The organism is Sorangium sp. So ce693 (assembly GCF_051521375.1).
Lineage (GTDB): Bacteria > Myxococcota_A > Polyangia > Polyangiales > Polyangiaceae > Sorangium > Sorangium atrum.
Genome location: NZ_CP150347.1, coordinates 7353788 through 7376990 on the forward strand (window position 1 = coordinate 7353788; position 23203 = coordinate 7376990).

Consider the following 23203-nt stretch of genomic DNA (forward strand, 5'->3'; position numbering starts at 1 on the left):
CCCTTCAGCCGATCTTGACCTGCTCGCCGTCGAGCTTCGCGAGCGTCCGCGCGGCGACGATCGTGTTCTCCCCACGGACCGCCGCGAGGCCCTCCGCGCGGAGATCGAAGACGCCCGCGCGCACCTGCTCGAGCGCCTCGACGAAGCGGAACGCCTGCTTCGCGCGCTGGACGAGCCGGTCCGCGCGCGTCTCCATGCGCTCGGCGACGACGACGGCCTTCTGGATGTGCGCCTCGAGGGACCGGCCGACGAGCCCGATCTCCTCGATCGCCGCCGCCGCCGCCTGCGCGCGGACCTGGAGCTTGCCCGCGAACAGCCCTACCTCCCTGGCGGCGGCGATCTCGATCTGGTCGCCGGCGCCGAGGCCGAGCCGCCCCGTCGCCTGCACCTTCATGTCGCCCTCGGCGACGATCCGCGTCGTCGCGCCCGCCTCGCCCTCCAGCACCGCGAGGACGAAGACCTGATCGCCGTCCACGGCGCAGAGCACCCGATCCCCCGCGTCCGGCGCGACGAGGCAGCTCTTCGCGCGCCGCGCCGCGACCGGACCGCCGCCGAGCTCGACCACGAGCCCCGACGCCGTGCCCCGGACGACGCCCGTCTCCAGCGACGGCACGCGTCGCGCCGAGGGTGAGCGCTCGATCGCCGGCAGATCCACAGCGGCCAGGAGGTCGTCCTGCGCGCTGTCGTCGTGTGCCACCGTCAGGGGCTCGCGGGCCGCCATGCTCTGCATCTCGGGTCTCCTCGGCCTGGATCCGCCCGGTCAGGACGTGCGCGCCGCAACGCTAGTTTCAATGATTTCAAGGCAGAAATCAACGTAGTTCGTGGAACGCGGCCTCGCATCGGAGTCTCACGGGTCGCGGTCGCGCGCTCGGTCTCGTGAGTCTCGTGAGTCTCGCGAGTCTCGTGACTACGCACGATGCGCGCAGCATGCCCGGTCACGCGCGCTGCCCGTCGCGCTCGCCGCCGCGGCGCGGCTTCCAGTCCTCGATCGCGGCGAGCTTCTCGTCGTCGCCGAGCCAGCCCGCGCCCGCCGGCACCTTCGCCCCGTCGCGGCGAGCGCGGTGCAGCTTGGCGCGGAACATCCCTGCCTGCGTGAAGTCCGCGCCCGAGAGATCGCAGTGCGAGAAGTCCGCGTACGAGAGCTTCGCGCCGACGAAGCGAGCGCCCGGGCACGACGCGAAGGCGAGGTACGCCTCGACGAGCTCCGCCCCCGAGAAGTCGGCCTCCGCGAGCGCGGCCCGCTCGAAGATGGCGTTCTGCAGCTTCGCCCGCGAGAACCGCGCCTTCGCCGCGATCGCCTCGCCGAAGAGCGCCTGCGTCAGGATCGCATCGGAGAAGTCGCAGTCGGACACGTCGACCCCGGTGAAGTTGCATTGCGTCGCGTCGCAGCCCGCGAAGCTCGAGCCAGCGACGCTGCCGCGCATGAACTGCGTGCGGAACAGCTTGGTTCCCTGGAACGCCCGCGCGCCGAGCGCCGCCTCGACAAGCGTCGTGAGCGTCAGGTTCGCGCCGTCGAGCAGCGCGGTGCGCAGGTCGAGCTTGTACAACGTCGCCTTCTCGAGGTTCGCGCGAGAGAAGTTCGCGCCGCCGGCCTTGACCTCGACCAGGTTCGCCCGGTCGAGGTTCGCCCCCTCGAACGAGGCGCGCTCGAGCGAGCACGTCGTCCAGGTCGCGACGGGCGCCTCCGCGCCCGACAGCGCCGCGCCCACGAACGTCGACTCGATGAAGCTCGCGCCGACGAGCCTCGCCCCCGAGAGCGTCGCCCCGTCGAGGCGGCTCCGGAAGAACGTCGTCAGGTGCAGGTCCACGCCCGCCGCGTCCACGCCCGACAGATCGCACTCCGAGAACGTCGACTCCTTGACGAGCGCGCCCCGCATCGCGCGCGGCATCCGGACCCGGTCGAACACCGCGCCCGAGAGATCCGCGCCCGTCAGGTCGAGCCCGGAGATGTCCACGGTCTGGATCGGGTCCCCGTGGCGGACCTTGTCGAGCAGCTCGTCGCGGTTCATGTCGCGCCTCCAGGAGCCGGCGCCGTCTGCCGGTCGAACCGGGTGAACTCGACGCTCGCCTCGGCGAACGTCGTCCGGCTGTCCCCGCGCGCGCGGCTGAAATCGGCCCGGCAGAGCTGCGCGCCCGTGAAGTCGGCCCCCGCCAGGCGCGATTTCGAGAGGATCGCCTCCGTCAGGTTGCACCCGCGGAGCGACGCGCGGTCGAGGTTCGTCCGGATCAGGAGGGCGTTCTTCATGACGGCGCGGTCGAAGCTCGCGCCCGTCGCGTCGGCCTCGGAGAGATCGGTCATCGTCATCTGGGCTCGATCGAAGCGCGCGCCGCGCAGGTCCGTCGTCCGGAAGCAGGTCTTGTCGAGCACGGCGTCGCGGAAGTCGGCCTCCGGCAGGCCGCTCTTGTGGACGGCGACCCCCTCGGAGAAGCGCGCGCCCGCGAAGCGCGCCTTCGCCCCCGTGCAGCTCATCAGCGACGTCTTGTGCAGCCGCGCGCCGGAGAAATCCGTCTCGTCGAGCGAGCACTCGAGAAGCGTCGCCCGCTCGAGGTTCGCCCCGGCGAGGTTCGCCCCGGCGAAGCTCGTCTGGAGGAACGAGCAGAGCGAGAGATCCGCGCCCGAGAGATCCACGCCGGCCCAGCTCACCTGGAGGGCGTCGGCGCGCTCGAGCCGCGCCCGCTTCAGGCTCGCCCCGGCGAGCTTCGCGCCCATCAGGACGGCCTCGGTCAGATCGGCGTCGTCGAGCACCGCGCCCTCGAGGTTCGCCTTGCCAAGGTTCGCGCCCCGGAGCCGCGCGCCCGTGAGGTTCGCGCCCGAGAGGTCGGCCTTCGCGAGCACCGCGCCCTCGAGCACAGCGCCCGAGAGGTCGCAGCCGCGCAGGTCGGCCCCCTCGAGGAACGCGCGCGCGAAGCGCATCCCCCGCAGGTCGATCCCGCGGAAGTCGGCGCCGGTGAGGTCGCGCTCGTCGAGCGGCTCACCCGCCTCGCGCGCCGCATCGACGACGACGCGCGCCATCTCCGCGGCCTCGGCGGTCATCGGCAGGGCCGCCGTCCTCAGGTGCGCCGAGCCGCGGTAGCCCTCGCGCGCCGCCTGCTCGAGGCGCAGCAGCTGCTCGGGGAACCCTGGATCCGCGAGCATCGCCTCCAGCTCCAGGTTCGGCACGCCGCCGAGGCGCGCCGCCTCGGCGAGCTCCGCGTACTGCTGGAGCTGCGCCTTGGCCGAGAAGCGCGGCGGGCCGCCGGGCGGCTCCTCCCCTGTCTGGCCGCGCCGGAGCGCCTCCTCGGACACGTCCATCTCGGCGGCCTGCGCCTTCATGCGCTCTTCGGCCTCCTTCTTCAGGCGCTCGGCCCTCGCCTTCTCCTCCTCCATCTTCCGCGACGCCGCGTCGAGGTACGTCACCAGCGCGTCGAGATCGTCGACCGGCGGAGGCGCCTCCTCCTCCGCCAGCGGCGCGTCGAGGCCGAAGCGCGCCGGGTCGATGCCGTCCGCGAGGAGCTCCTCGCGGCGGCGCTCGCGCTCCCGCTCCGCGCCGCGCCGCAGGTTCTGCGCGGCGAGGTTCTCGCTCTTGAGCCACTGCACCATCTCGATCCCGGCGACGTTCGCGGCGACGCCCGACTCGCGCGGCGGCATGAGATCGCTGTCGCTGAGGGACGCGATCGAGCCCCGGTCCTTGTCGATCCGCCGGGCGAGCGCCTCGCGGTAATGCTCGATCGGCCGGGGGCGGCCGATCTCCTCGCAGGCGACGACGAGGTCGACGATCTCCCCGGCGTCGTCGTCGGCCACGGGCGTCGAGCCGTGGAAGATCACCACGCCGAGGTTGGCCGACGGGAAGAGCCACACCGTGTCGCAGCGGACGGGCAGCTCCTGGAACGCCTCCCCGCTCGCGTCGCGGCGGGTGACGAGCACGCGCGCGGCGAGGCCGGGGAGCGCGCCCTCGATGCGCGGGCGCGTCGGGTGCATGTTCTCCACGAGGAACGCCTCGTCGCCGCGGAGCGGCTCGGCGACCCACTGATCGTTCGGCGCGACGTTGAAGAAGGCGGGATCGACGTCGGGCGGCAGGCCGGGCGCCCACTTCTCGGCGTAGTCCGCGGTGTACGTCCCCGCGCGGGCGCGGCGCTGGCCGAACGTGACGTCCATCGCGAGGAAAGACGCCGGGCCCGGCCTGTCGCCGGGCGAGCGGATCAGCGCGCCGTAGTGCTCCACGTTCGGCAGCGGCCGGACGCGCTGCCCGCCGCGCTCGACCTCCTCGATCCCCTTCCCGTAGGGGTTCGCCGCGTCCTTCGGCCCGCCGAGCGCGCGCGCCCAGTCGATGGGCATCTCGGAGAACGGCTCCGGCTCCGTGAAGCCGTGGCCGCTCCAGTACCGGTCGCCCAGCACGGCCAGGCGCTTGTCGACGGAGCCGAGCCGCGCGCGGACGAACGACGCGCCGACGCGGCGGCCCTCCGGCGCGTAGCACCGGCCGGCGACGAGGAGCTCGCCGCGCGCCTTCGTGATGCCGTCGTCGAGCGGGAGGCTCCCGAGCTGCGCGGTCGCGGCCTGCCAGAACGTCATCTCGTCGACGAGCGCGCGCGGCGCGTCGAGGGGGAACGCCAGCATGGCGCCCACGTGGAACCTGGTGCGCCGCGCGACCTCGACGACGCGGGTGAGCGCCGGGACCTTGAGGGGTTTGACGACTCGCATCCGCGCTCAGATCTTCGTGAAGGCGCTGTTCCACGCGATGACCCCCGCGAGGGTCAGGGCGATCGCCTGCTGCTTCAGGTAAGTGCCGAACTGATCCATCTTGGCGCCGACGGCCTTCTTATCGAACGCGTAGTAGTCGAGCTTGATCAACGACGTCTCGAGCTTGAGCAAGTAGGCCTGCTGGGCGAGCACGGCGTGGTCCGTCTTGATGACGCCGCTCGCCCCCTTGTAGAAGAAGAGCTCGTGCTTGTTCGGCGTGAGGTCGAACGTCAGCCCGAGCACCTCCCACTTCAGGTTGGTGGCCGTGATCTTCGCGTTGGGCGCCTTGATCAGGAAGTTCGTGTCGGACTTCAGGTCGACGTCGCCTCCGAAGTGGCCTTTCCAGGTGGTGGCGACCTCCGTCTTCCAGCTCTTGTAGTCGTCGAAGTTCTCGGCCGTGACCTTGTGCTTCCACGGCCCGGTCACCGTCGACGAGCCCTCCGGCTCGATCGTCTGCTCGAACTTGCCGTGGACGTCGTGCTTCATCCCGCCGCTCGTGATGGTCAGCGTCAGCCCGTCGGTGATCGTCTGCTTCATGCCGCCGGCTTCGACCGTGTCCACGCGGCCCGTCTTGATCGTGGTCGTGCGCGTCGCGTAGTACGTCTCCGTCGCCGCGCCGGTGACCTGGTACGTGTACGTCCCGCCGACGCCCGCCCAGAGGTTGCAGACCACCATGCTGAACTTGTTGCCGGTGACGTTCTCCCAGGAGTCGCCGCCGATCCATGAGCCGCCGTCGCCCGCGGTGGTCTCCAGGTAGCTGAACGTGATGTCGACGAGGCTGCTGCCGGCGATGGCCGGGTCGGCGTTCTCGGGGGACAGGAACGTGCCGGTCTTCGTGTCGCCGTCGCCCGTGTAGACCGACCCGTGGTTGCCGCTCGGCGTCCCCATGTAGATGCCGGTGCGGTTGTTCGGCGTGTGGAGGAAGATGAACTCCTTGCCCTGCTCGTCCTCGAGCACGAGCTGGTTGCCGCTCCCGGTCCGGATGATGTTCTGGCTGAGGTTGCGCTCCGCGACGACGCTCGGCCGGTGCGCGTTGGGCACGACGCCGGCGATGAAGGGCCGGTCCGGGTCGCCGCCGAGGAAGGCGATCATCACCTCGGTGCCCTTGCGCAGCGGGAAATGGAAGCCCTCCGTCGTCCCGCCGTGGGGCTGCATCATGCGGACCCGCGTCGAGATGCGCGCGTCGGGCAGGCCGCTCGTGTCGAACTCGAAGCGCACGAGGTAGCGGCCGTCGGCGTCGATCTGCGCGTACTGGCTGTCGGCGGGGCCGCAGACGATCGCGTTCTCGAACCCGTAGATGCGCGGCCACGGCGTCGACTGCGGCGCGCGGAACTGCACGTCGGCCGGGATCGCGAGCAGCTTGATCGCGTAGATGTCCTTGCCCGAGAGCCCCGTCAGCCGCGCGATCTCGGGCGTGATCCCGGCGATCGACGCGCTGTGCTGCACCTCGAGCGCGAGCCACTGGTCGACGATGTCGGCGGGCTGGTCGTCCAGCGAGAACCGGTACCCGGCCCGCGGCCCGAGCGCATCGCCGCTCCCGCGCAGGGTCACCTCGCGGCAGCCGATCGACTGCGCGCGCACCTGCGCGAGGCGCTCGGCGTCGCTCTGCACGAAGACGCGGAAGCCGTACTCGCGGATCGCGCCCACCCCGTTCGCGGTGATGCTGCTCTCGCCCTTCACCGACGCGGACGGGTTCGAGTAGTTGTAGTCGGCGATGGTGACCGTCTTCGGCAGCCACTGCACGTTCTGCTCGATCTGGTGCAGGCCCGGCGGCGCGGTCACGTCGTCGCCGAAGAGCGGGACGTAGCGCACCGCCCCGCCGCCCGGGAAATCGTCGTGCAGCCCGCGGTCGTCGACGATGACGAGCACCTCGCCGGGCCCGTCCTCCGGGTGCTCGAAGAAGTAGTAGAGGCCCTCGCGCTCGAGCCACCGGTGAAAGAACGCCAGGTGCGTCTCGCGGTACTGCGCGACGAACTCCTCGACCGGGTAGTCGCCGTCGTTGATCGAGAAGCGGAAGTCGCTGCCCGCGAGCCCGCCGTTCTGGAGCGTCGCCGAGAGGAACTCCTTGACGGGCTGGTTCGTGAAGACGTGGCTGCGCCAGAAGTGGCGCAGGAACCAGAGCTTCGGCACGAGCAGCGCCTGGTACAGCGCCCGATCCGCGTTCTGGTGCAAGAGGCGGACGCTCGCGATGACGCCGTGCACGACGAGCGGGTCCTTCCCGTCGCCGCGGCTCGCGCGCACCGTCGCCCGCTCACCCACCGCCTTGCGCACGTCGGTGCTCGTCGGGACGGAGAAGAAGAGCTCGAACTCGTACGGTTGCGAGACGTGCTCGGTACCGCGGAAGCCGATGAAAGCGACGCTGGCGAGCGCCGAGCACGAGAGCGAGAAACCATCTGGGCGCATGGAGAGCCTCCCCATCCCTGGCCTGGTGTTGAGGGCGGAATCTCCGTGCATCGCGTCGCGGTGTCAACGTCCGGATGCGCCACGACAGTGCTGTGGAACAGCGGATCCGGTGGTGGGACGAGCGCGCACCTGTGCGACATTCGCCGAGCAGCGCGGGCTTCGATCGCGCGCGCCTGCCGAGCTCGTTGCGCTCGTGCGCCGCGCCCTCACCGCGCGCGCTCCGCGTCCTTGTACGCCCTGCGCGCGCACCGTGTGCGCCCTGCGCGCGTACCGTGTGCGCTCTGCAGCCGTACCGTGTGCGTGCCGCGTTATCGCGCTGCTGCACTCGTGAGCGCGGCGATGACGCTGCGGGTGAAGCCCCGGAGGCGCGCGACATCGTCGGGGCGGAGGGCGAGGGTGCGCGCGTCGCAGTAGAGCCTGCGGGCGATCTCGATCTGGAGCGCGTGGACCCCCTCGTCGCGGCGCGCGTGCCGGTCGAGCGCGTGGCCGCCGGGGAACGGATCGTCGAGCGCGAGCGAGAGGCCGTGCGCGCGCGCGACCTCGGCGACCGCGTCGCGCGCCCAGCTCGCCGCGCTCTCGCCGCGCCGGGTCCCGAGCACGACGTCGGCCGCGCTCGGGAACATCACGTCGGGGTACGTGTGCCCGGAGACGAGGATCGCGACGCCGTGGCGCGCGCGCGCGTCGGCGAGGCGCGCGGCGACCTCCGCGTGGTACGGCTCGAACACGTCGCGGACGCGGCGCTCGACCTCGGCGCGTGGCGGCGGGCTCTCGAGCCACTGCTCGCCGCTCGCGGAGCGCCGCCGCACCTCCCGCAGCCCGTACGGGAGCTTGTCCTCGTACGGCGTGGGCACGCGCGGGGCCGTGTTGAGGTCGATGACGAAGCGGCTCGCCGTCGCGACGACGAGCGCGGCCCCCTCGAGCGTGACGTCGCCGAAGAGCGCGTCCGCCGCGACGTCCGCGTCGGCCGCGAGGGCGCGCTCCGGCACGCGCGTGAAGCGCGCCGCGAGCTCGTCCACGGCGAGGCTCGCGTGCGGGACCTCGACGACGATCGGCCCCGGCGTTTCGGGCTCGTGAACGCGGAAAGGAGACGGCGGCACGGGCATCGTTCCTCTGGAAGGTGGCGCCGGGTTTTTCGCACGGGCGCGCCGGTTTGCGCTCTCATGGCGGGCCATGGAACCCCGGATCTGGCTGCTCGTGAGCCGATATCACCTCGACGCCGGGCTGTCGTCGCTCCTGGTGGACGGCGTCGCGACGGCCGGCTTGCTCGCCCTCGCGGCGCTCGCGCTCCGGCGCTCGCGCCGGCAGCGCCGCGCCGCCGCGCAGGCCGAGGCCTCGTTCAGGCCCGGCGCCGCGCTCGCGCCCGGCGAGGCCGTCGTCATGGGCACCGTCGAGCGGGAGCAAGGCGCGGACGTGGCGGTGCGCGTCGAGGTCGAGCAAGAGGGCTCCGAGTCCGAGACATCCGGGGTCTGGAGCCACCAGTGGGCCGAGAGCGGCCGCAAGGTCCGTGTCCACCCCTTCTATCTCCGCCACGCGTCCGGCGCGCGCATCCGGGTCGCGCCGGGCGAGGACGTGCAGCTCGTCGACGCGCTCGACGGCATGATCCGGGTCGATCTCACCCGGCGCGTCCGGGTGGCCGAGCTCATGCCAGGCGAGAGGGTCTTCGCGATCGGCGAGCTCCGGCGCGCGCCCGATCCCGAGGCTCAAGCTCAAGGGTACCGCGAGCAGGCGCAGGGATACCTGCTCGTGCCCCCGCGCGGGGGGCGCATGCTCCTCTCGTCCGAGCCGCTCGGCGAGCGGTTCGCGCGCAGGGCGGCGTTCCACAAGCGGTGGGCCGTCGCCGCGGCCGTCGCGTCGCTCGCGTTCAACATGGCGTTCGCGGCCTTCCACGCGCGCCGCTGGCTGGGGGAGACGGTGGATGTCCCCGTGACGCAACTCCGAGAGAGCGAGGACGGCGACCACACCCGCTTCGAGGTCACGATGCGGGGCAAAGGCGGCGCCGCCTTCTCCGACGAGGTGTCCCAGGGCGCGTTCGCCCGGCTCCGCGAGGGCGAGACGGTGAAGGCGCGTTATGTCCCCTCGTGGAGCTCAGCCAGCGCGATCGGCCCCGACGTGACGGCCCACTCCGTGGCTTACGCCGCCTTGCCGCTGCTCGGCGTCATCGCGCTCGCGTATCTCGCTCGCGCGCACGCCACGCGTCCCTGGTACGAGAAGAAGCTGATCGACACGGAGAACGGCAGGCTGGCAGAGAGCCTGTCTTCGGCGCAACAGGCCACGAAGCGTCCGGAGGGCCGCCGCCGGAACCCCGCCTCTGGATGACGGCTTGAGTCGGCAGACCCGGAGCGCGTGGCGACAGCCATCGAGCCATTATACCTGCGACCGCCCGGGTCAGACTCCTAGGGAACACGAGGGAGCGCATCGGGGAACGCCGTGTGCGGAGTCGCCTCGGCAGCCAGCACCGCGTCGCGTGGAGAGATCCAGGGCATGGAGGGGACCTGAAGCGATCGCTGTCCACAGCGCGACACCCACGCTCCGCAGGCGTGTGACGACCTAGGCGCGCCGGTGGAAGAGCGAGTGTTCATGAGATCCCGATAAAGCTCACCCAGGCGCTTGCCTTGCTGCACAGGCTTGATGGTGGTGAACAGATTGAGTCAGGGTCTCCTGTTCCCTCTCTCCTGCGACGGGCGCGGCCTCTGCCCGAGATGGAGTGCGCGGCAGATGTGCACCCCGGGGGCGCACCTCGTGGCCTATCTCCTCCAGAGACTCGGCGGCAGAGCGAATACCTTTCGCAGGCGGTGTCGCATCCCGTCCAGGATGGCCATCGCGAAGGCCGTGCCCTGCTGCGTCCGGCAGGACGTCCATCACGTCATCACACGTCGGCGTCACGTCGACGACGCGCCATGCGCGATGAGCATGCTCCCGGAGCTACTGCGAACTGGCGGTCATCGACAAGAGGTGCGCCGCCAACAGCCAGGCATCTCGACAACCGCTCGCCTTCGCTGCCATCAATTGCATCGCAAAGTGCGAGTGGTACCGTAGAGAAATGCGCTAGCCGGCGTGTGGAAGGGGCTTGTGTGGCCGGAGCGGATGGCGCCATACGAGGCGCGTCCGAGGACGCCCGCTTTCGGCCCCGACAGCGGCTAACCCGAGACATCGCGAGGTGGGGCATGGACATAAAAGGCATCCGCATGGATGATGACGCAGAGGATCCGAGCGCAATCGTCGCAGGCCAGCGCGGCTCGAGGAGCGACGGCATCGACGAGGACAAAATCTGTGGCCGTGGCCCCTGGGGACCCCTACGCGAGAACAGAGGATATCAGCGGCTCCTGGAGACAAAACCAGGGGAACACGATCGCCTCATCGCAAACATCCTATGCATCGCATCAACATGGGCATATTCCGACATCGACACCTTCGCGAGGGTGATGCATTGTCGCGGATCCATGCGCGGAAGCGAGACCGTCGGCATCACGAACATCAACCCCGTCCTGTTCGAGCACACAACAGCATACCTCACCCAAAGCAAGGATCGGAGAGTCGCGATCTTGTGCTTCTGCGGAGCGGAGATAAAGAACGCCATCGACTCGCTGCTTCAATTGGATTCACAAGAACCGCTCATGTCAATGGGTCGCGTACACGGCGGACTCTACCGTAGCATCCTGTCGTTGTGGCCGCTGATCGAGTTCTTGCTCATGCATGCATGCAAAGGAAAATCCATTTGCGACGCTGCCATGCGAGCAAAATCCAGGGCGCACAGCTGCGTCGAGGAAGCCACGCGTTATGGTCGACCGCCCCAACAACTCCCTGAACAGGCGTTGGACGCCGACAGTTTGAGTCGAATCCTCCCGTCTCCCATGGACAAGGGCGGCGACAAGCTGGAAGCGCTGTACATCACCGGCCACGGCATCGGCGGCGCTCTCGCCGTCCTCGCGGCAGCGCTGATCGAGATGACCCCCACACTACATTCCATAAGAAGAAAACTGCAAGGCATCTACACATACGGACAGACCAATGTCGGAGATCGCGATTTTGCTCGCACATTTGAGCCGAGATTCGGATCCAAGATCTTTAGACATGTTGACCTCGACGACTTTGTCACCTACCTACCCATAAACTTGCCCACAAAGATATGGTCACCGATAGAACTATTGAAATTCTATCGACCAAAGAACTTCATCGGTCGTCTGTATTGGCCCCTTGGGCAGACACTCATCCCGTCCGAGGCAGGCTGGGCACCCTTAACCACGCTCCTGCCGATGTCGTTCAAATTGATACTGAAATTCATGACCATATATATCAACAACACTGCCGCTGGCGGCATCATCGGCGTGTACCTGGCACCGCAAGCTTCCAGCACCATACCGTTTTGGGGGTTCACGATCCAGGCGATCTTGCCACGGGTTCAATTCCCGAGGCAACTCTTACAAAAGAACTACCCAATAAACTACTTGCGCGTCTCTCAAAGGATGGCGCCTGGAAGCGAGCTCCTGTGAATGCCACCGGTTGCTGCGGCGCCGAATCTGCTCGCTGTGAGCCGCACAGGGCAGGAGGTTGACGATGAAGATCCGTTGTATCCGGGTGGTCGATCGCGAGGAGAATCCCGACATACCGGAGACAGGTGAGCTCACACGAGGGATGGAGCACATCTACAGCGAGGACATTTGTGGCGTCAGTTCCTGGGGATCACCACCGGGAGAGGCGAACATGGATCGCTTGCTCACCGTGGATCCCACACTCCATGACTACCACGTATCCAATATCCTCTGCACTGCGTCGGCGTGGGCATATTCCGACATCGACACTTTGTCCAGGGTGATGCACTGTCGCGGCCTGATGCCAAAGCATGAAACGGTCGGCATCACCAACACGAACCCAGCCTTGTTCATCGACACGATCGCGTACCTCATCCAGAGCGAAGATCGGAAGGTCGCGATCCTATGCTTTCGTGGAACGGGATTACAGAACGTGGTCAACTGGCTGGCCGACGCGAGCGTCTCTCCCGAGCCTTTCATGTCGATGGGAAGGGTCCATGGCGGGTTCCTTCGTGGGCTCCTCACGCTCTGGCCCATGCTCGGCAAGCTGCTGATGCACGCGCTTTGCGGCCAGTCCATCTGCGATGCCGTACGCTCGCCGGGTGCCATGATCCAGAGGCGTTCCGAGGATGACCCGCGAGGCATCGGCTGCGCTGAGCCGGTCGCCGAGCGAGGAGGTGCGCCGGAGCCCCCGGGCGCGGGATCTTCGCAATTCATGACCGAGCGACAGGACAGGCTGAAGGCGCTCTACATCACCGGTCATAGCCTCGGCGGCGCACTCGCTGTCCTCGCCGCGGCGCTCATCTGGTCTGACCCACTTTTCGAACCGCTTCGTGAGAAACTGCGCGGTATCTATACCTATGGGCAGCCCATGGTGGGCGACGCGGGCTTCCGTGCACACTTTGAAGAAAAACTCGGACCAATGGTCTTTCGACACATCTATGGCAACGATCTCGTGCCGCGCATGCCCCCCAAGACCACGGGGAAGTTTTTCCACATCGGGAAAGAGTACGCGTCCAGCGATACCGGTTGGGTGCGCCGGGGCAGCGTCGTAAGGCAGCTGCACACGTTTGCAATGAGCAATGCACTTGGCATCCTGGCACTGTTACGGAAGCAACTCATAGGCATTCCATTTATCGGCTGGATACCTCTGGGTGTCTCCTGGGGAGATCACTCGCCGCTCAACTACCTGCGCACGTCCCAGCAGCCTGCGCACGGTTCCGAGGTGATCTGAACATCGGCTCGCGAGCACGATGCCTGGATCCCAGCGCGGGATCTGCGCCGAGTCGAGGCACCTCGCCGCTTAGCTCCGCGCAAGCCGTTGACGCACGATACGTTGTCGCGACGGGCTCGAGCTCCTGGAGCAGCGTCGGCTCGCGCCGGAGCCGTTCTGTCAACGCCAATCGGCAGAATGGCGGACGCGATGACGGGAGCAGCCGCGGCTCCTGCGGCTCAATCGTCGACGGGCAGCCCGCTCGGCACGCTCTCCGGGATCAGGTGGTGCAAGTTGAGCGAGCTGGGATCGGTCAGCGCCTAGAGGAAGGCCATGAGATCGGCCACCTCCGCATCCGTGAGCGGATCGCCCTCCGGCGCGAGCTCTGGGTCGACCGTGTCGAGCAGCTCGTCGATGATCGCCCGGTCGTCCTGGTACGTCCCCTCGCGCTCCGGCTCGACCTGACCGTCATCGTAGGCGCCGAGCGACGCCGCCGGGTTCAGGTGATGGCGGACCGTGGCTTCCAGGGTCGCAAACACGCCGTTGTACATCCATGGCCCCTCGAGCTCGATGTCGCGCAGCGCCGGCGTGCGGAATCGATAGCTGTCGTCGACCTTGCCCGTCTCGCCCCCGCGACCGTAATCGAGCGGGGCCTCGTCTCCCTTGCCCGTGCCCACCTGCGGTGTCGCGACGTTGTGGAAGCCGAAATCCGTCGGCTTCCCCCCGCGGTGGCACGACGAGCAGCTCTCCCGCCGATAGAAGCGCAGCGCGCCGCGCTTCTGCGCGTCCGAGAGGGCCGCTGGGTCGCCGGCGAGGTAGCGATCGAAGGGCGCGTCGAGGGCGGTGAACGACAGCGAGTGGCTGGGCCGCATCGCGCCGTACGACCTGGCGGTGGTCTTCGAGCTGGAGGGCGACGAGCTGCGGGCGCGGGCCGCGCGCGGGCCGCTCGTCAGCCCGGCGGTGCGCGGGCACAGGCTCCGGCTCGACGCCTTCCCCTCGATTCGGATGGCCATCGAGGAGCGCCGCTGCCGCGTCTTCACCGAGCAGGAGCACACCCACGGCGACGGCGACCCGTTCGACGGCGTGCTGGACTTCCCGCCCGGCCACGCGTGCATGGTGGTGCCCCTGGTGACGGGGCGCGAGGTCTTCGGGATCATGTCGCTCGACCGCGCCGAATGCGTCGACTACCCGCGCCACGTGGTCGACCTCGCAGAGGTCTTCGGGCGCCTCCTTGCGCTCTCTCCATTGCGTCCGGCAGGGGCAAGAGCTCGCGCGCAGGAGCCTCGCCAGCGAGGAGCGCGCCGCGGCGCTCGATCGCCGCATCGGGGAGATCACCGAGGAGGCCGGCGTCTTCAGCGGGAGCGCGGACCCGCAGGTGCGAGAGCTCGCCCGTCAGGCGCTCCTCGTGGCCTCGACGAACTCGACGGTGTTGCTGGTCGGCGAGACGGGCACGGGCAAGGAGCGCCTCGCCCGCTTCATCCACGAGCAGAGCCCGCGCCGGCAGCGCCCTTTCGTCCCCGTGAACTGCGCGGCGCTGCCCTCGGGCACCCTGGAGAGCGATCTCTTCGGCCACGAGCGCGGCGCCTTCACCGGCGCCCATCGCGCCCGCCCCGGGCTCTTCCGGGCCGCCGACGGCGGGACGCTCTTCCTCGACGAGATCGGCGAGCTGCCGCTGGAGCTGCAGGGCAAACTGCTGCGCGCCTTGCAGGAGGGCGAGGTCCTGCCTGTCGGGGCCGAGCGCCGCGTCAAGGTGAACGCGCGGGTCGTCGCGGCGACGCACGTCGATCTCGAGGCGGCCGTGGCCGCGGAGCGCTTCCGCGAGGATCTGTACTACCGGCTCTCGGTGTTCCCGCTCCGGCTCCTCCCCCTCCGCGAGCGCCTCTGTGATCTCCCGAGGCCGTGCAGGGCGCTGCTGCGCGAGATCGGTCCGCGCGTGGGCAAGGTGGAGCTGCGCCTGTCGGACAAGGCGCTCGAGGCGATGCAGCAGCTCGATTACCCAGGCAATATCCGCGAGCTCTCGAACCTGCTGGAGCGCGGCGCCATCCGCGCGACCTCCGGCGTCATCGAGGGGGCAGATCTGGGCCTCGCGGGGCACCCGCCGCGGCACCTCCGCCGCGGGCGTCGCGCGGGAGGCGGGGAGGAAGCGCTGGTATCGCTCGCCGAGAACGAGCGCCGCCACATCGAGCGGGTCCTCCGCGCGACCGGCGGGCGGATCTACGGTGAAGGCGGGGCCGCCGCGATCCTGGGCCTGCCGCCCACCACGCTGCAGAGCCGCATGAAGCGGCTCGGCGTGAACCGCACCACGGCCCCCTGAACCCGGTCAGCGATGGGCCCCGCAGTCACACAAAACGAGGGTGGTTATCGAGGCGCCCCTCGCGCAATGACGAGGTTGCCCCGCGAATCGACGGGGACCAACATCTCGGTCCCCATTCACACCGCTGAACGAAAGAGCGAGCGTTATCGCGCGGCGAGCGCGGGGGGCCTCGCGCCGTCCTGCGGCCGCAAGGCCCCCGCGGGCGTCGACGCCGCTACCGATTCATCGCGTCGAGGCGGCGTTGGACGTGCCGGTGAGCTTCGCGCTGTCCAGGTGCTTCGCCTCGAGCTTGGTCTCCGCGTCCTTCACTGCAGCCGTGCCGGTGCCCGTGATCGTGATCGAGTCCTCGGCGAGCGCGTAGATCGTGAACTCGTAGGTGTCGGTCTTCGTGCCGGTGGTGCTGCCGAAATTGGGGCAGGGCCCGAGGTAGTTCGAGTTCTGCTTGGCGCCGAGCTGCGCCGCGTCCGCCTGCTTGAACCCCTCGGGCAGCGAGGTGGTGGTGGCAGGAATGTTGTACAGGACCCAGTGATAGCCGTTGGCCTGCGACGGTGTCCCGTGCGCCAGGGTGACATCGATGAAGGTGATGGCGTAGCTCTTCGTGCCCGCAGGCCCTGGGGTCCAGTGGAGCTCCGGCATGACGCTGTTCTGGAAGCCGGCGGTCTGGCAGGTGTACTTGTCGGCGAACTTGGCGCCTTCCGCGTGATTGGTGCTCGCGAGCGCGAAGTCCTCGGAGGGCGCGCTGCCGCCATCTCCCGTCGAGCCGCCCTCTCCGCTCCCGCCCTGTCCCGCCGAGCCACCCTCTCCGCTGCCCCCGGCCCCCGACGTCGTGGTGGTCGCGGGCTCGCCTCCGCTCGAGCTCGAGCTGCTGGCGCTGCTGCTGCTGCTGCTGTTGCCGCTGCTGGCGCTCTGGGAGCTGGTGCTCGTCGTCGTGCCCCCGCCGTTCCCGGACTCATCGGGATCGCTGCTGGAGCAGTTCAGGATGGCGAATGGCATGGCCACGAAGGCCAGGTATCGAGCGCTACGTGTGAGCCTATCCGTAATGGTACGCATTGGCGCATGATGCCACGTCGGCGTTCCTACCGCGATGGCAGTCGCTTCCCCTCGTGACAAAGATCCGCAATATTGCGGTAGTTTTCCGGAGTGGTGAGCGATGGAGGCAATCGCTAAGAGAATGTGAACGTTCTCATGACGACGCACCGCTCCGAGCGGCTCGCCACTCCGCCGGAGCGATGGATCCGGAGCGGAGTCTCCTTGACCCTTGACACCGCGCCAGAGCGCTCGGGCGCGCCCGCTAGGACGCGCCGGCCCTGGTGATGCGGCGAGAGCTCGGCCGGCCAGCGCTCGTCCCTCCGGAGCACGCCGCGGACCGTCCCCTCGCCGTGGCGCGACGTCTGGCCATGGACAGCCAGACGTCCGCCGGGTCAGTATTGCGTGTCGTTGGACGTCGTGATCTTCGAGGAGCTCACGCCCATGAAGAGCTCCTTGCCGATGCCGCTGTAGCGGGTGTTCGTCATCGTCACGCTGCTGCTGCTGCTGTCCGTCCTGAAGATGGACTCCTTCATCTTCGAGATGTCGCACCGGTCGATGAAGACATCGACCTTGAAGTCGGTCCCGCCGTTCTGCCGGATGAACTTGCCGGCGTTCTGCGCCGTGAAATTCGACACCTTGAACGTGCTGGCCGCGTTGATCTGGAACACCTTGTCGTCGCCGTTCTTCGCGGAGCCGCCGTTCAGCACCACGGTGCCGGACTTCTTGACCGTCAGGGCGTCTTCGCCGATGTCCTCCCAGACGATGTTCTCGAGCGTGACGTTGCCGTACGTGTGGATGCCGTCGGCCGCCGGCGCGCCGAGGACCACGTTCTTCAGCTTCGCGCCGTCCTCGAGCTTGAACACAGGCTTCTGGTCCTCGGCCTGGCTGCCGTCCCCGAGCGTGTTCTTGTCGGCGATGTACCGCTTGCCGCCGCCGTCGAACGTCTCGCCCGCCTTCACGACGATCGTCGAGCTGACGACGCCGCCGCTCCCCGCCGTCGTGGTGCCGCCAGAGCTGCTGCCGCCCGAGCTCCCGCCAGAGTCGCCGCCGCCCACCGGCACGAGCTCGATGTAGTCGACCTTCAGGTCGTACCCGGACGACGAGGAGCTCTTGCCCTTGCACGTGAGCGCGAACTCGACGTTGCCAGAGAGCGATTTCTCCCCGAGCGTCGCGGTCGTCCAGCTGTCGCCGGTGGAGGAGCCATACGCGTCGAAGGACTTCACCGACGATCCCTTCACGGAGAGCTCGTAATTGCCGTACACGTTCCGCTTGGCGTAACGAAGGACGATCTTGTACGTGCCGGACGCGACCGACGCGGAGAACTTGAAGGTATCGCCGCTCTGGTTGGCGCGGAGCTTCACGTTGTCCGCGTTGTCTTCGATCTTGTCGCCCGACGAGATGGACCAGTTCTGGTTCTCGGCCTCGATCCTGACGGCGCTGAGCGCGTCGCTCGCCGAGTCCACGTCCACATCCAGGTCGGCGCCGTCTGCCGCGAGGCAGCCGACGAGACCGAACGACAACAGGGCACCGAAAGCATAGGTCAATCTCAAGCTCATGATGTTATCCCTCAATCGTTGACGTTGCGCGCGACCGACGACCCCCACCCTTCACTCCCTCTCCGCACCCCTCCCCCGCGGGTCGTCATGTCCTCGCCATGTCTTCGTGATGTCTTGTCATGACGTGAGAGCAATGCCCGGGCCATAGCGCGCCATCGACCGCGGCCGCTGTTCAGGGCACCATGATTGCACTTTTCCGCTGAAGGACAGGGTTTCACCCGCTTCGGCGAACAGGCATGCTCGCCGCTGTCATGGGCCGCCGTCAACGACGTCAACCGGCGGTTGACACATGAGCCCGCCGGCGGCTCGGCGGCGCGACCCTGCCCTCCCGGCGCGGCCGCTGTCGCGCTCGCCGCCGGCGCCAGCCGCGGGGCTCAGAGCGCGAGGTTGATCCGATAACGCGTCAGCCAGTCGTCGAGCAGGAGCACCTGATGCATGCTCGACCGGAGGATCTCATCGACCGCTCCTCCCGACTCCGAGGCGACGGCGCGGGCGCGGGCCATGTCGAGGAGCGGCAGCACCGGCGCGTCCTTCCGGGCGAGGAGCCCAGCGAGCTGGCCTCGGAGCCGCTCCGAATAGGCAGGATCCTGCGTCGACGGATACGGGCTCTTGCGCCGGTCGAGCACCGAGCGCGGCAGGAGATCCTCGGACGCGGCGCGCAGCAGGCTCTTCTCGCGCCCATCGAAGGTCTTCATCGACCAGGGCGCGTTGAAGACGTACTCCACGAGCCGGTGGTCGCAGAACGGGACACGGACCTCCAGGCCGGTCGCCATGCTCATGCGATCCTTGCGGTCGAGCAGGATCGGCAGGAACCGCGTCAGGTGCAGATAGCTTATCTCCCGCATGCGCCGCTCCGCTCCGTCCTCGCCAGGCAGGGGCGGGACCTCGGCGAGGGCTTCCCGGTAGCGCGCGGCGACGTGGCCCGGAAGGTCGATCTGCGCGAGGAGCGCGGGGGCGAGCAGCTGAGAGGCGGCGCTCGCGCCCCGGATCTTCCTGCGCATGGCGATCCAGGGGAACGTCTCCGCCGCCACCGTCTCCGGGTCGTGGAACCAGAGGTATCCGCCGAAGACCTCGTCGGCCGACTCGCCGGACAGCGCCACCGTGGAGCGCTCCCGGATGGCGCGGAAGAGGAGGTACAGCGAAGCATCCATGTCGCCGAACGCGACCGGGACATCCCGTGCGCGGAGCACCGCGGCGCGGACCTCGGGGTCGGCCAGCTGCGCTGCGGAGAGCACGATCCCCGCGTGGTCCGACCCGACGTGCCGCGCGACCTCGGCGACGTACGGCGTGTCCTGCGTGCTGCGCAGCGCGTCCGGCGTGAAGTGCTCGGCGTGCCCCGCGAACTCGACCGAGAAGGAGCGCACGGGCCCCGCGCCCTCTGCCCTGAGCGCCCGCTGCGCGAGGGCGGTCACGGCGCTCGAGTCGAGCCCTCCGGACAGGAGGGAGCAAAGGGGCACATCGGAGATGAGCTGTCGCGCCACGGTGTCCTCGAGCAGCTCGCGGACCACGCGGATCGTGGCCTGCAGGTCGTCCTCGTGCGGCCTGGACTCGAGCGCCCAGTAGCGGCGCTCGGAGATCCCATCCCTCCGCACGTGCACGACATGGCCAGGGCGGACCTCTCGCATGTCGCGGAACACGGAGGCCCCCGGCGTCTTGACGAAGGCGAGGAGCTCGCGCAGGCCGCCCACGTCCACGACCGGCGACGCGAGCGGGTTCGCGAGGATGGCCTTGGGCTCCGAGCCGAAGAGCACCGCCGAGCCGATCTGCTGGTAGAACAGCGGCTTGATGCCCAGCCGATCCCGGACGAGCAGGAGCTCCTCGGCGCGGACGTCCCAGAGGGCGAAGGCGAACATTCCGTTCAGCCGCCGGGGGAAGCCCGCGCCCCACTCGAGATACGCATGGAGCACGACCTCGGTGTCGCTGTGGGTCTTGAAGCGGTGGCCCCGGGCCTCGAGCTCGCCGCGCAGCTCGCGGAAATTGTAGACCTCGCCCGTGTAGATGAGCACGGCCACCGGCGCGCCGTCCTCGTCGGCGATCATCGGCTGGCGGCCCCCCTCGAGATCGATGATGGCGAGGCGGCGGTGCCCGAGGCCCGCGCGCGGAGCGAGCCATACTCCTTCGTCGTCCGGGCCGCGGAGCTTCATCGTCGCTGTCATCGTCTGCAGGACATCGCGCTCCCGCGTCAGATCGCGCTCGTAGTCCACCCATCCAGCAATGCCGCACATGGACGCTCCCCTCCCTCTCAGCGCCGCCGCGCGCCAGCGGCGGGCCTCGACAGCCCGCCGCGGCGCTCGCGGATCGCTCGCTGTTCGGCGGACGAGCGTAGACAGTGCGGCTGGGCCGCGCAACCGAGCTGGCCAGCGCGGCGCTCAGCGCTCAACAGGGATGGATCGGAGATCCTGGACGCGCAGGGGGCGACGAGGCCGGCCGGCGATGCCCGCCGGGGCGTCGCCCTGCGCTGTCACTGTGCGTAGCAGACCTCGAGGCGCGGGCGGCGCGACGCCGTTGTGTCTTCGCTGGCCCGCCACTGCGTCGCCCCCGCCGCGTCCTCTTCCATCACGAACCCGTAATTCGGGAGGACGCCGCTCACCCAGTCCTGCACCAGGTCGGTGAGATCCGCGGTCCGATCGCCTGTGCCGTTGATGGTGACGATCGACGCGAAGCTGAGCTGCTCCCAGCTCTGGTTGTAGCTGTTCCAGCTCACGGTCGTCTCGCCCCAGGGCGCGAGGGCCTCGTGGAGACGAACGGTGGTGACCGCCGCCTTGTACACCTGATTGATCGTCAAGGTAGCCGAGTAGACCGGCGCGCCCGCGGGGATGAACGAGAGGTCGAACCAGACGAGCGCTGCACGGAAACCTCCGGTGCCGACTCCGCCCGTGTAGATCGACGGGTACGACCCCTCCTTGTAGGTCGGCGAGCCCGACCAGAGCGTCGCGTCCCAGACCGTGCCGAAGGTGCCGCGCTGCACGGTCCTGCACACGGGCGTGCCTCCGGAGCCGGCGCCGCCGGCGCCGCCGGCCCCGCCCGACCCGCTGCTGCCCACGCTCATCGCGCTGGTCATCATGGCGCTGCCCGTGCTCGTGCTGGACGCGCTCGAGCTGCCGCTGCTCGTGCTCGATACGCTCGTGCTGCTGGACGAGCTCGATACGCTCGTGCTGCTGGACGAGCTCGTGCTGGACGAGCTCGAGCTGCTGGACGAGCTCGAGCTGCTGCTGCTCCCGCTGCCAGGTGGCGCATAGGTGAGCGTCAGCTCCATGTCGAAGGACAGATCGGTCGAATTGGGGGCCGCTTGCTTCACCATCACGGCGAGGATGTTGCTTCCGACCACGAAAGAGCTCGGGGGGAGCGTCACCGTGGTGAGCTCGTCGTCGCGCGACTCCGCGGACGCATAGTCACCGTAGGCCGTGCCGGTCACGCGCTTCGAGGCCACCTGGGTGCCGTTGAGCCAGACGACGACGCCGTCGTCGTGGATGAGCTTCATGGTCGCCTGCGCGACCGGCCCGTCGATCGGGATGATCTTCCGGAAGTAGGCCGTGGGATACGACGGCGTGGCCCGGTAGAGGGTCGTGCCCTCCCCGCCGTCGCCGTAGCCGAGCTGCCCCCAGCCGCCCTTCCACGAGGAGTCGTCGTACGTGAGGTTTCGCCAGGCCGTACCCCGGTCGACGCCCAGGTCGTCGTAAACCCAGTAATCGCCGAAGTAGACAGGCGTGCGGGGGAGGCTCTGGATCGTGAACCCGGCGTTGCTCTCGTCGGAGAGCAGCGGGTGCTCGGCGTCGGAGACGCGCACGAGGGCCGTCGCCGTGTCGATGGAGGGAACCACCCAGTTGTAGCGGCCCGTGTTGGCCGCGCTGCTCGTGATCGTGTTCCAGGTCGCGCCGTCGTCGGTCGTGTACTCGATCCGCACGGAGGGAATGTTCCCGACGGTCGCCCAGCGGATCGGGAAGATGCCGCCCGGCGGCAGGCGCTCCCCGCCGTCGGGCGCCGCAACGTCGATGGCCGTTCCCTTCACGATCGCGAAGCGATCGGTGATCACGCCATCGTAACGAACGTTGGACACCGTGAGCCGGTTGTCCTCGACGTCGAGGAGGCACGAGCCGCTCTGCGCCTCGCTGAAGTACATGAGCGGGTGGCCTCCAGAGCCGCCCACGTACGTGCCGTGACCGGCGACGACATGGACCGCGCCTTCGTGGCTCCCCTTGCCAGGGAGCTTCACGTAGGGGCCGTCGCCGAGCGGCTTGCCGTCGCGCCCGTCGACGATGTGCCCGGCCGCCGTGGTCGGCGTATCGTAGGCGCCGTCCACGAGGAACGAGCGCTCGTAGTTGTGCGAATGGCCCGAGAGCACCAGGTCGACCCCGCCCGCGTCGAGGATGGGCGCGAGGAACTCCCGGTGCTCGATGGTCAGCCAGTCCTCGTCCGAGTCGTGGGTGCCCTTCGTGTACATGGGAAAGTGCATGTACGCGACGATCCAGTCCTGGTCCGTCGCGGCGAGATCGGCGGCGAGCCAGTCCGCCATCGCGCCGGTCGAGTAACGCGAGGAGCCATAGCCGTCGAGCACGACGAAGTGGACGTTCGCATAGTCGTACGAGTAGTAAGCCTCCGTACCGGAGGGGACCCCTCCGGCCTCCCCGGCGGCGGGGAGCACGTAGGCGGTGTAATAAGGACCGGTCTGCGTCGCCGAGTCGGAGCTCAGGCCCTCGTGGTTGCCGAACGTCGGCCACACGACCGTGTTGCGAAGGATCGCTGCGTACTGATTGAAGAAGCCGTTGGTGAACTCCTCGGTGGTGCCGAAGTTGTACGCCATGTCCCCCATGTGCAGGAACAGGTTGGGGCGGTACGCGCCGACGACGCTCAGCATCGCGTCTCGCGTCGCCCAGGGCGCTGTGCCGCCGTAGCCGGTGTCGCCGATGATCCACGCCCGGAACTTCTTCGGCGTGGACACGGGCGGCGCCGTCTCGAAGTAGAAGGAGGAGGAGCCGCCGGCCAGCACCGCGCTCGATGTACCGACGCTGTAGTAGTAGCGGGTGTTCGGCGTGAGCCCGCCGACGAGCACCTCGTGCTGGGTCGCGATCGCGCCGAGATCCACCGTCTGCGTCAGATTCGCTGGATCGGTGCCGTAGCGCACGCGGCTGTTCGTGCCCACGTCGGTCGTCCACACCACGTAGACCGAGCTGGGCGTCAACGACTGCAGATAGGGCTGCCTCATGACCGACTGGGCGGCCGCCTGGCCGGCCCACGCCATCGTCACTGCCACCGACGCTGCGGCCAGATGTCCGGGGTTCATTTTCACTGCTTCACCCTCCGTGCTTCCTGATTCATCCCGCCTTGCCTCCAACGAACGCTCGCCATGCGGCGAGCAGGGCGCCTTCCCGGCGCGGTCACGCCAACGATCCCATCGCGCCTCAGACCCTGCGCGATCAGCGCATCGGACGTGAATGCGCTGCT

13 protein-coding genes and 1 pseudogene are annotated in these 23203 nt (G+C 68.8%); 5 read left to right on the forward strand and 9 right to left on the reverse strand.

Features of this window, described 5'->3' with window-relative positions; all coding sequences use genetic code 11:
• Positions 1-4 precede the first annotated feature (4 nt).
• The 5 genes from WMF14_RS27365 to WMF14_RS27385 all read right to left on the reverse strand — a co-directional run bounded on the left by WMF14_RS27365 (position 5) and on the right by WMF14_RS27385 (position 8223).
• Positions 5-730: a DUF3540 domain-containing protein gene (locus WMF14_RS27365; protein ID WP_437790733.1), complete on the reverse strand. Its 726-nt coding sequence runs from the start codon at positions 728-730 to the stop codon at positions 5-7.
• Between the two features lie 205 nt (positions 731-935).
• Entirely contained in the window at positions 936-2009 is a 1074-nt protein-coding gene (locus WMF14_RS27370) for a pentapeptide repeat-containing protein (protein WP_437790735.1), read from the reverse strand.
• Complete coding sequence (locus WMF14_RS27375) at positions 2006-4678, reverse strand: DUF2169 domain-containing protein (protein WP_437790737.1); 2673 nt, start codon at positions 4676-4678, stop codon at positions 2006-2008. The genes WMF14_RS27370 and WMF14_RS27375 overlap by 4 nt, the downstream gene beginning before the upstream one ends.
• A 6-nt stretch (positions 4679-4684) precedes the next feature.
• Positions 4685-7120 carry a type VI secretion system Vgr family protein gene (locus tag WMF14_RS27380; RefSeq protein WP_437790738.1) on the reverse strand — a complete coding sequence of 812 codons (2436 nt, stop codon included), beginning with the start codon at positions 7118-7120 and terminating at the stop codon, positions 4685-4687.
• A gap of 308 nt (positions 7121-7428) precedes the next feature.
• A complete protein-coding gene (locus WMF14_RS27385) occupies positions 7429-8223 on the reverse strand; it encodes an N-formylglutamate amidohydrolase (protein WP_437790740.1) in 795 nt (264 codons plus the stop codon).
• A 67-nt stretch (positions 8224-8290) separates the two neighbouring features.
• Between WMF14_RS27385 and WMF14_RS27390 the strand changes: the two genes are divergently transcribed.
• From WMF14_RS27390 to WMF14_RS27410, 5 genes and pseudogenes are all read left to right on the forward strand, one after another.
• Positions 8291-9436: a hypothetical protein gene (locus tag WMF14_RS27390; protein WP_437790742.1), complete on the forward strand. Its 1146-nt coding sequence runs from the start codon at positions 8291-8293 to the stop codon at positions 9434-9436.
• 848 nt (positions 9437-10284) lie between these two features.
• On the forward strand, positions 10285-11610 hold the full coding sequence (locus tag WMF14_RS27395; protein ID WP_437790744.1) for a lipase family protein: 1326 nt from the start codon (positions 10285-10287) through the stop codon (positions 11608-11610).
• Positions 11611-11674: 64 nt separating this feature from the next.
• Positions 11675-12883 (forward strand): lipase family protein, encoded by a 1209-nt coding sequence (locus tag WMF14_RS27400; protein WP_437790745.1) that lies wholly within the window; start codon positions 11675-11677, stop codon positions 12881-12883.
• Positions 12884-13753: 870 nt separating this feature from the next.
• Positions 13754-14041: pseudogene (locus WMF14_RS27405) on the forward strand (sigma 54-interacting transcriptional regulator); the annotation flags it as partial.
• Positions 14042-14093: 52 nt separating this feature from the next.
• Positions 14094-15176 carry a sigma 54-interacting transcriptional regulator gene (locus WMF14_RS27410; protein ID WP_437790747.1) on the forward strand — a complete coding sequence of 361 codons (1083 nt, stop codon included), beginning with the start codon at positions 14094-14096 and terminating at the stop codon, positions 15174-15176.
• Between the two features lie 222 nt (positions 15177-15398).
• Here WMF14_RS27410 and WMF14_RS27415 read toward each other — a convergent pair whose 3' ends face one another.
• From WMF14_RS27415 to WMF14_RS27430, 4 genes are all read right to left on the reverse strand, one after another.
• Positions 15399-16169 (reverse strand): YbhB/YbcL family Raf kinase inhibitor-like protein, encoded by a 771-nt coding sequence (locus WMF14_RS27415; protein ID WP_437804308.1) that lies wholly within the window; start codon positions 16167-16169, stop codon positions 15399-15401.
• Positions 16170-16597: 428 nt separating this feature from the next.
• Positions 16598-17260 carry a pectate lyase gene (locus tag WMF14_RS27420; protein WP_437804309.1) on the reverse strand — a complete coding sequence of 221 codons (663 nt, stop codon included), beginning with the start codon at positions 17258-17260 and terminating at the stop codon, positions 16598-16600.
• 875 nt (positions 17261-18135) lie between these two features.
• On the reverse strand, positions 18136-19986 hold the full coding sequence (asnB, locus tag WMF14_RS27425; RefSeq protein ID WP_437790749.1) for an asparagine synthase (glutamine-hydrolyzing): 1851 nt from the start codon (positions 19984-19986) through the stop codon (positions 18136-18138).
• Positions 19987-20222: 236 nt separating this feature from the next.
• Complete coding sequence (locus tag WMF14_RS27430; protein WP_437790751.1) at positions 20223-23042, reverse strand: DNRLRE domain-containing protein; 2820 nt, start codon at positions 23040-23042, stop codon at positions 20223-20225.
• Positions 23043-23203: the final 161 nt, after the last annotated feature.

Coding starts and splice junctions, on each gene's coding strand:
- WMF14_RS27430 (WP_437790751.1), bottom strand. CDS start 23,042: ATGAACCCCGGACATCTGGCCGCAGCGTCGGTGGCAGTGACGATGGCG.
- WMF14_RS27395 (WP_437790744.1), top strand. CDS start 10,285: ATGGACATAAAAGGCATCCGCATGGATGATGACGCAGAGGATCCGAGC.
- WMF14_RS27380 (WP_437790738.1), bottom strand. CDS start 7,120: ATGCGCCCAGATGGTTTCTCGCTCTCGTGCTCGGCGCTCGCCAGCGTC.
- asnB (WP_437790749.1), bottom strand. CDS start 19,986: ATGTGCGGCATTGCTGGATGGGTGGACTACGAGCGCGATCTGACGCGG.
- WMF14_RS27375 (WP_437790737.1), bottom strand. CDS start 4,678: ATGCGAGTCGTCAAACCCCTCAAGGTCCCGGCGCTCACCCGCGTCGTC.
- WMF14_RS27385 (WP_437790740.1), bottom strand. CDS start 8,223: ATGCCCGTGCCGCCGTCTCCTTTCCGCGTTCACGAGCCCGAAACGCCG.
- WMF14_RS27400 (WP_437790745.1), top strand. CDS start 11,675: ATGAAGATCCGTTGTATCCGGGTGGTCGATCGCGAGGAGAATCCCGAC.
- WMF14_RS27365 (WP_437790733.1), bottom strand. CDS start 730: ATGCAGAGCATGGCGGCCCGCGAGCCCCTGACGGTGGCACACGACGAC.
- WMF14_RS27415 (WP_437804308.1), bottom strand. CDS start 16,169: ATGCCATTCGCCATCCTGAACTGCTCCAGCAGCGATCCCGATGAGTCC.
- WMF14_RS27370 (WP_437790735.1), bottom strand. CDS start 2,009: ATGAACCGCGACGAGCTGCTCGACAAGGTCCGCCACGGGGACCCGATC.
- WMF14_RS27390 (WP_437790742.1), top strand. CDS start 8,291: ATGGAACCCCGGATCTGGCTGCTCGTGAGCCGATATCACCTCGACGCC.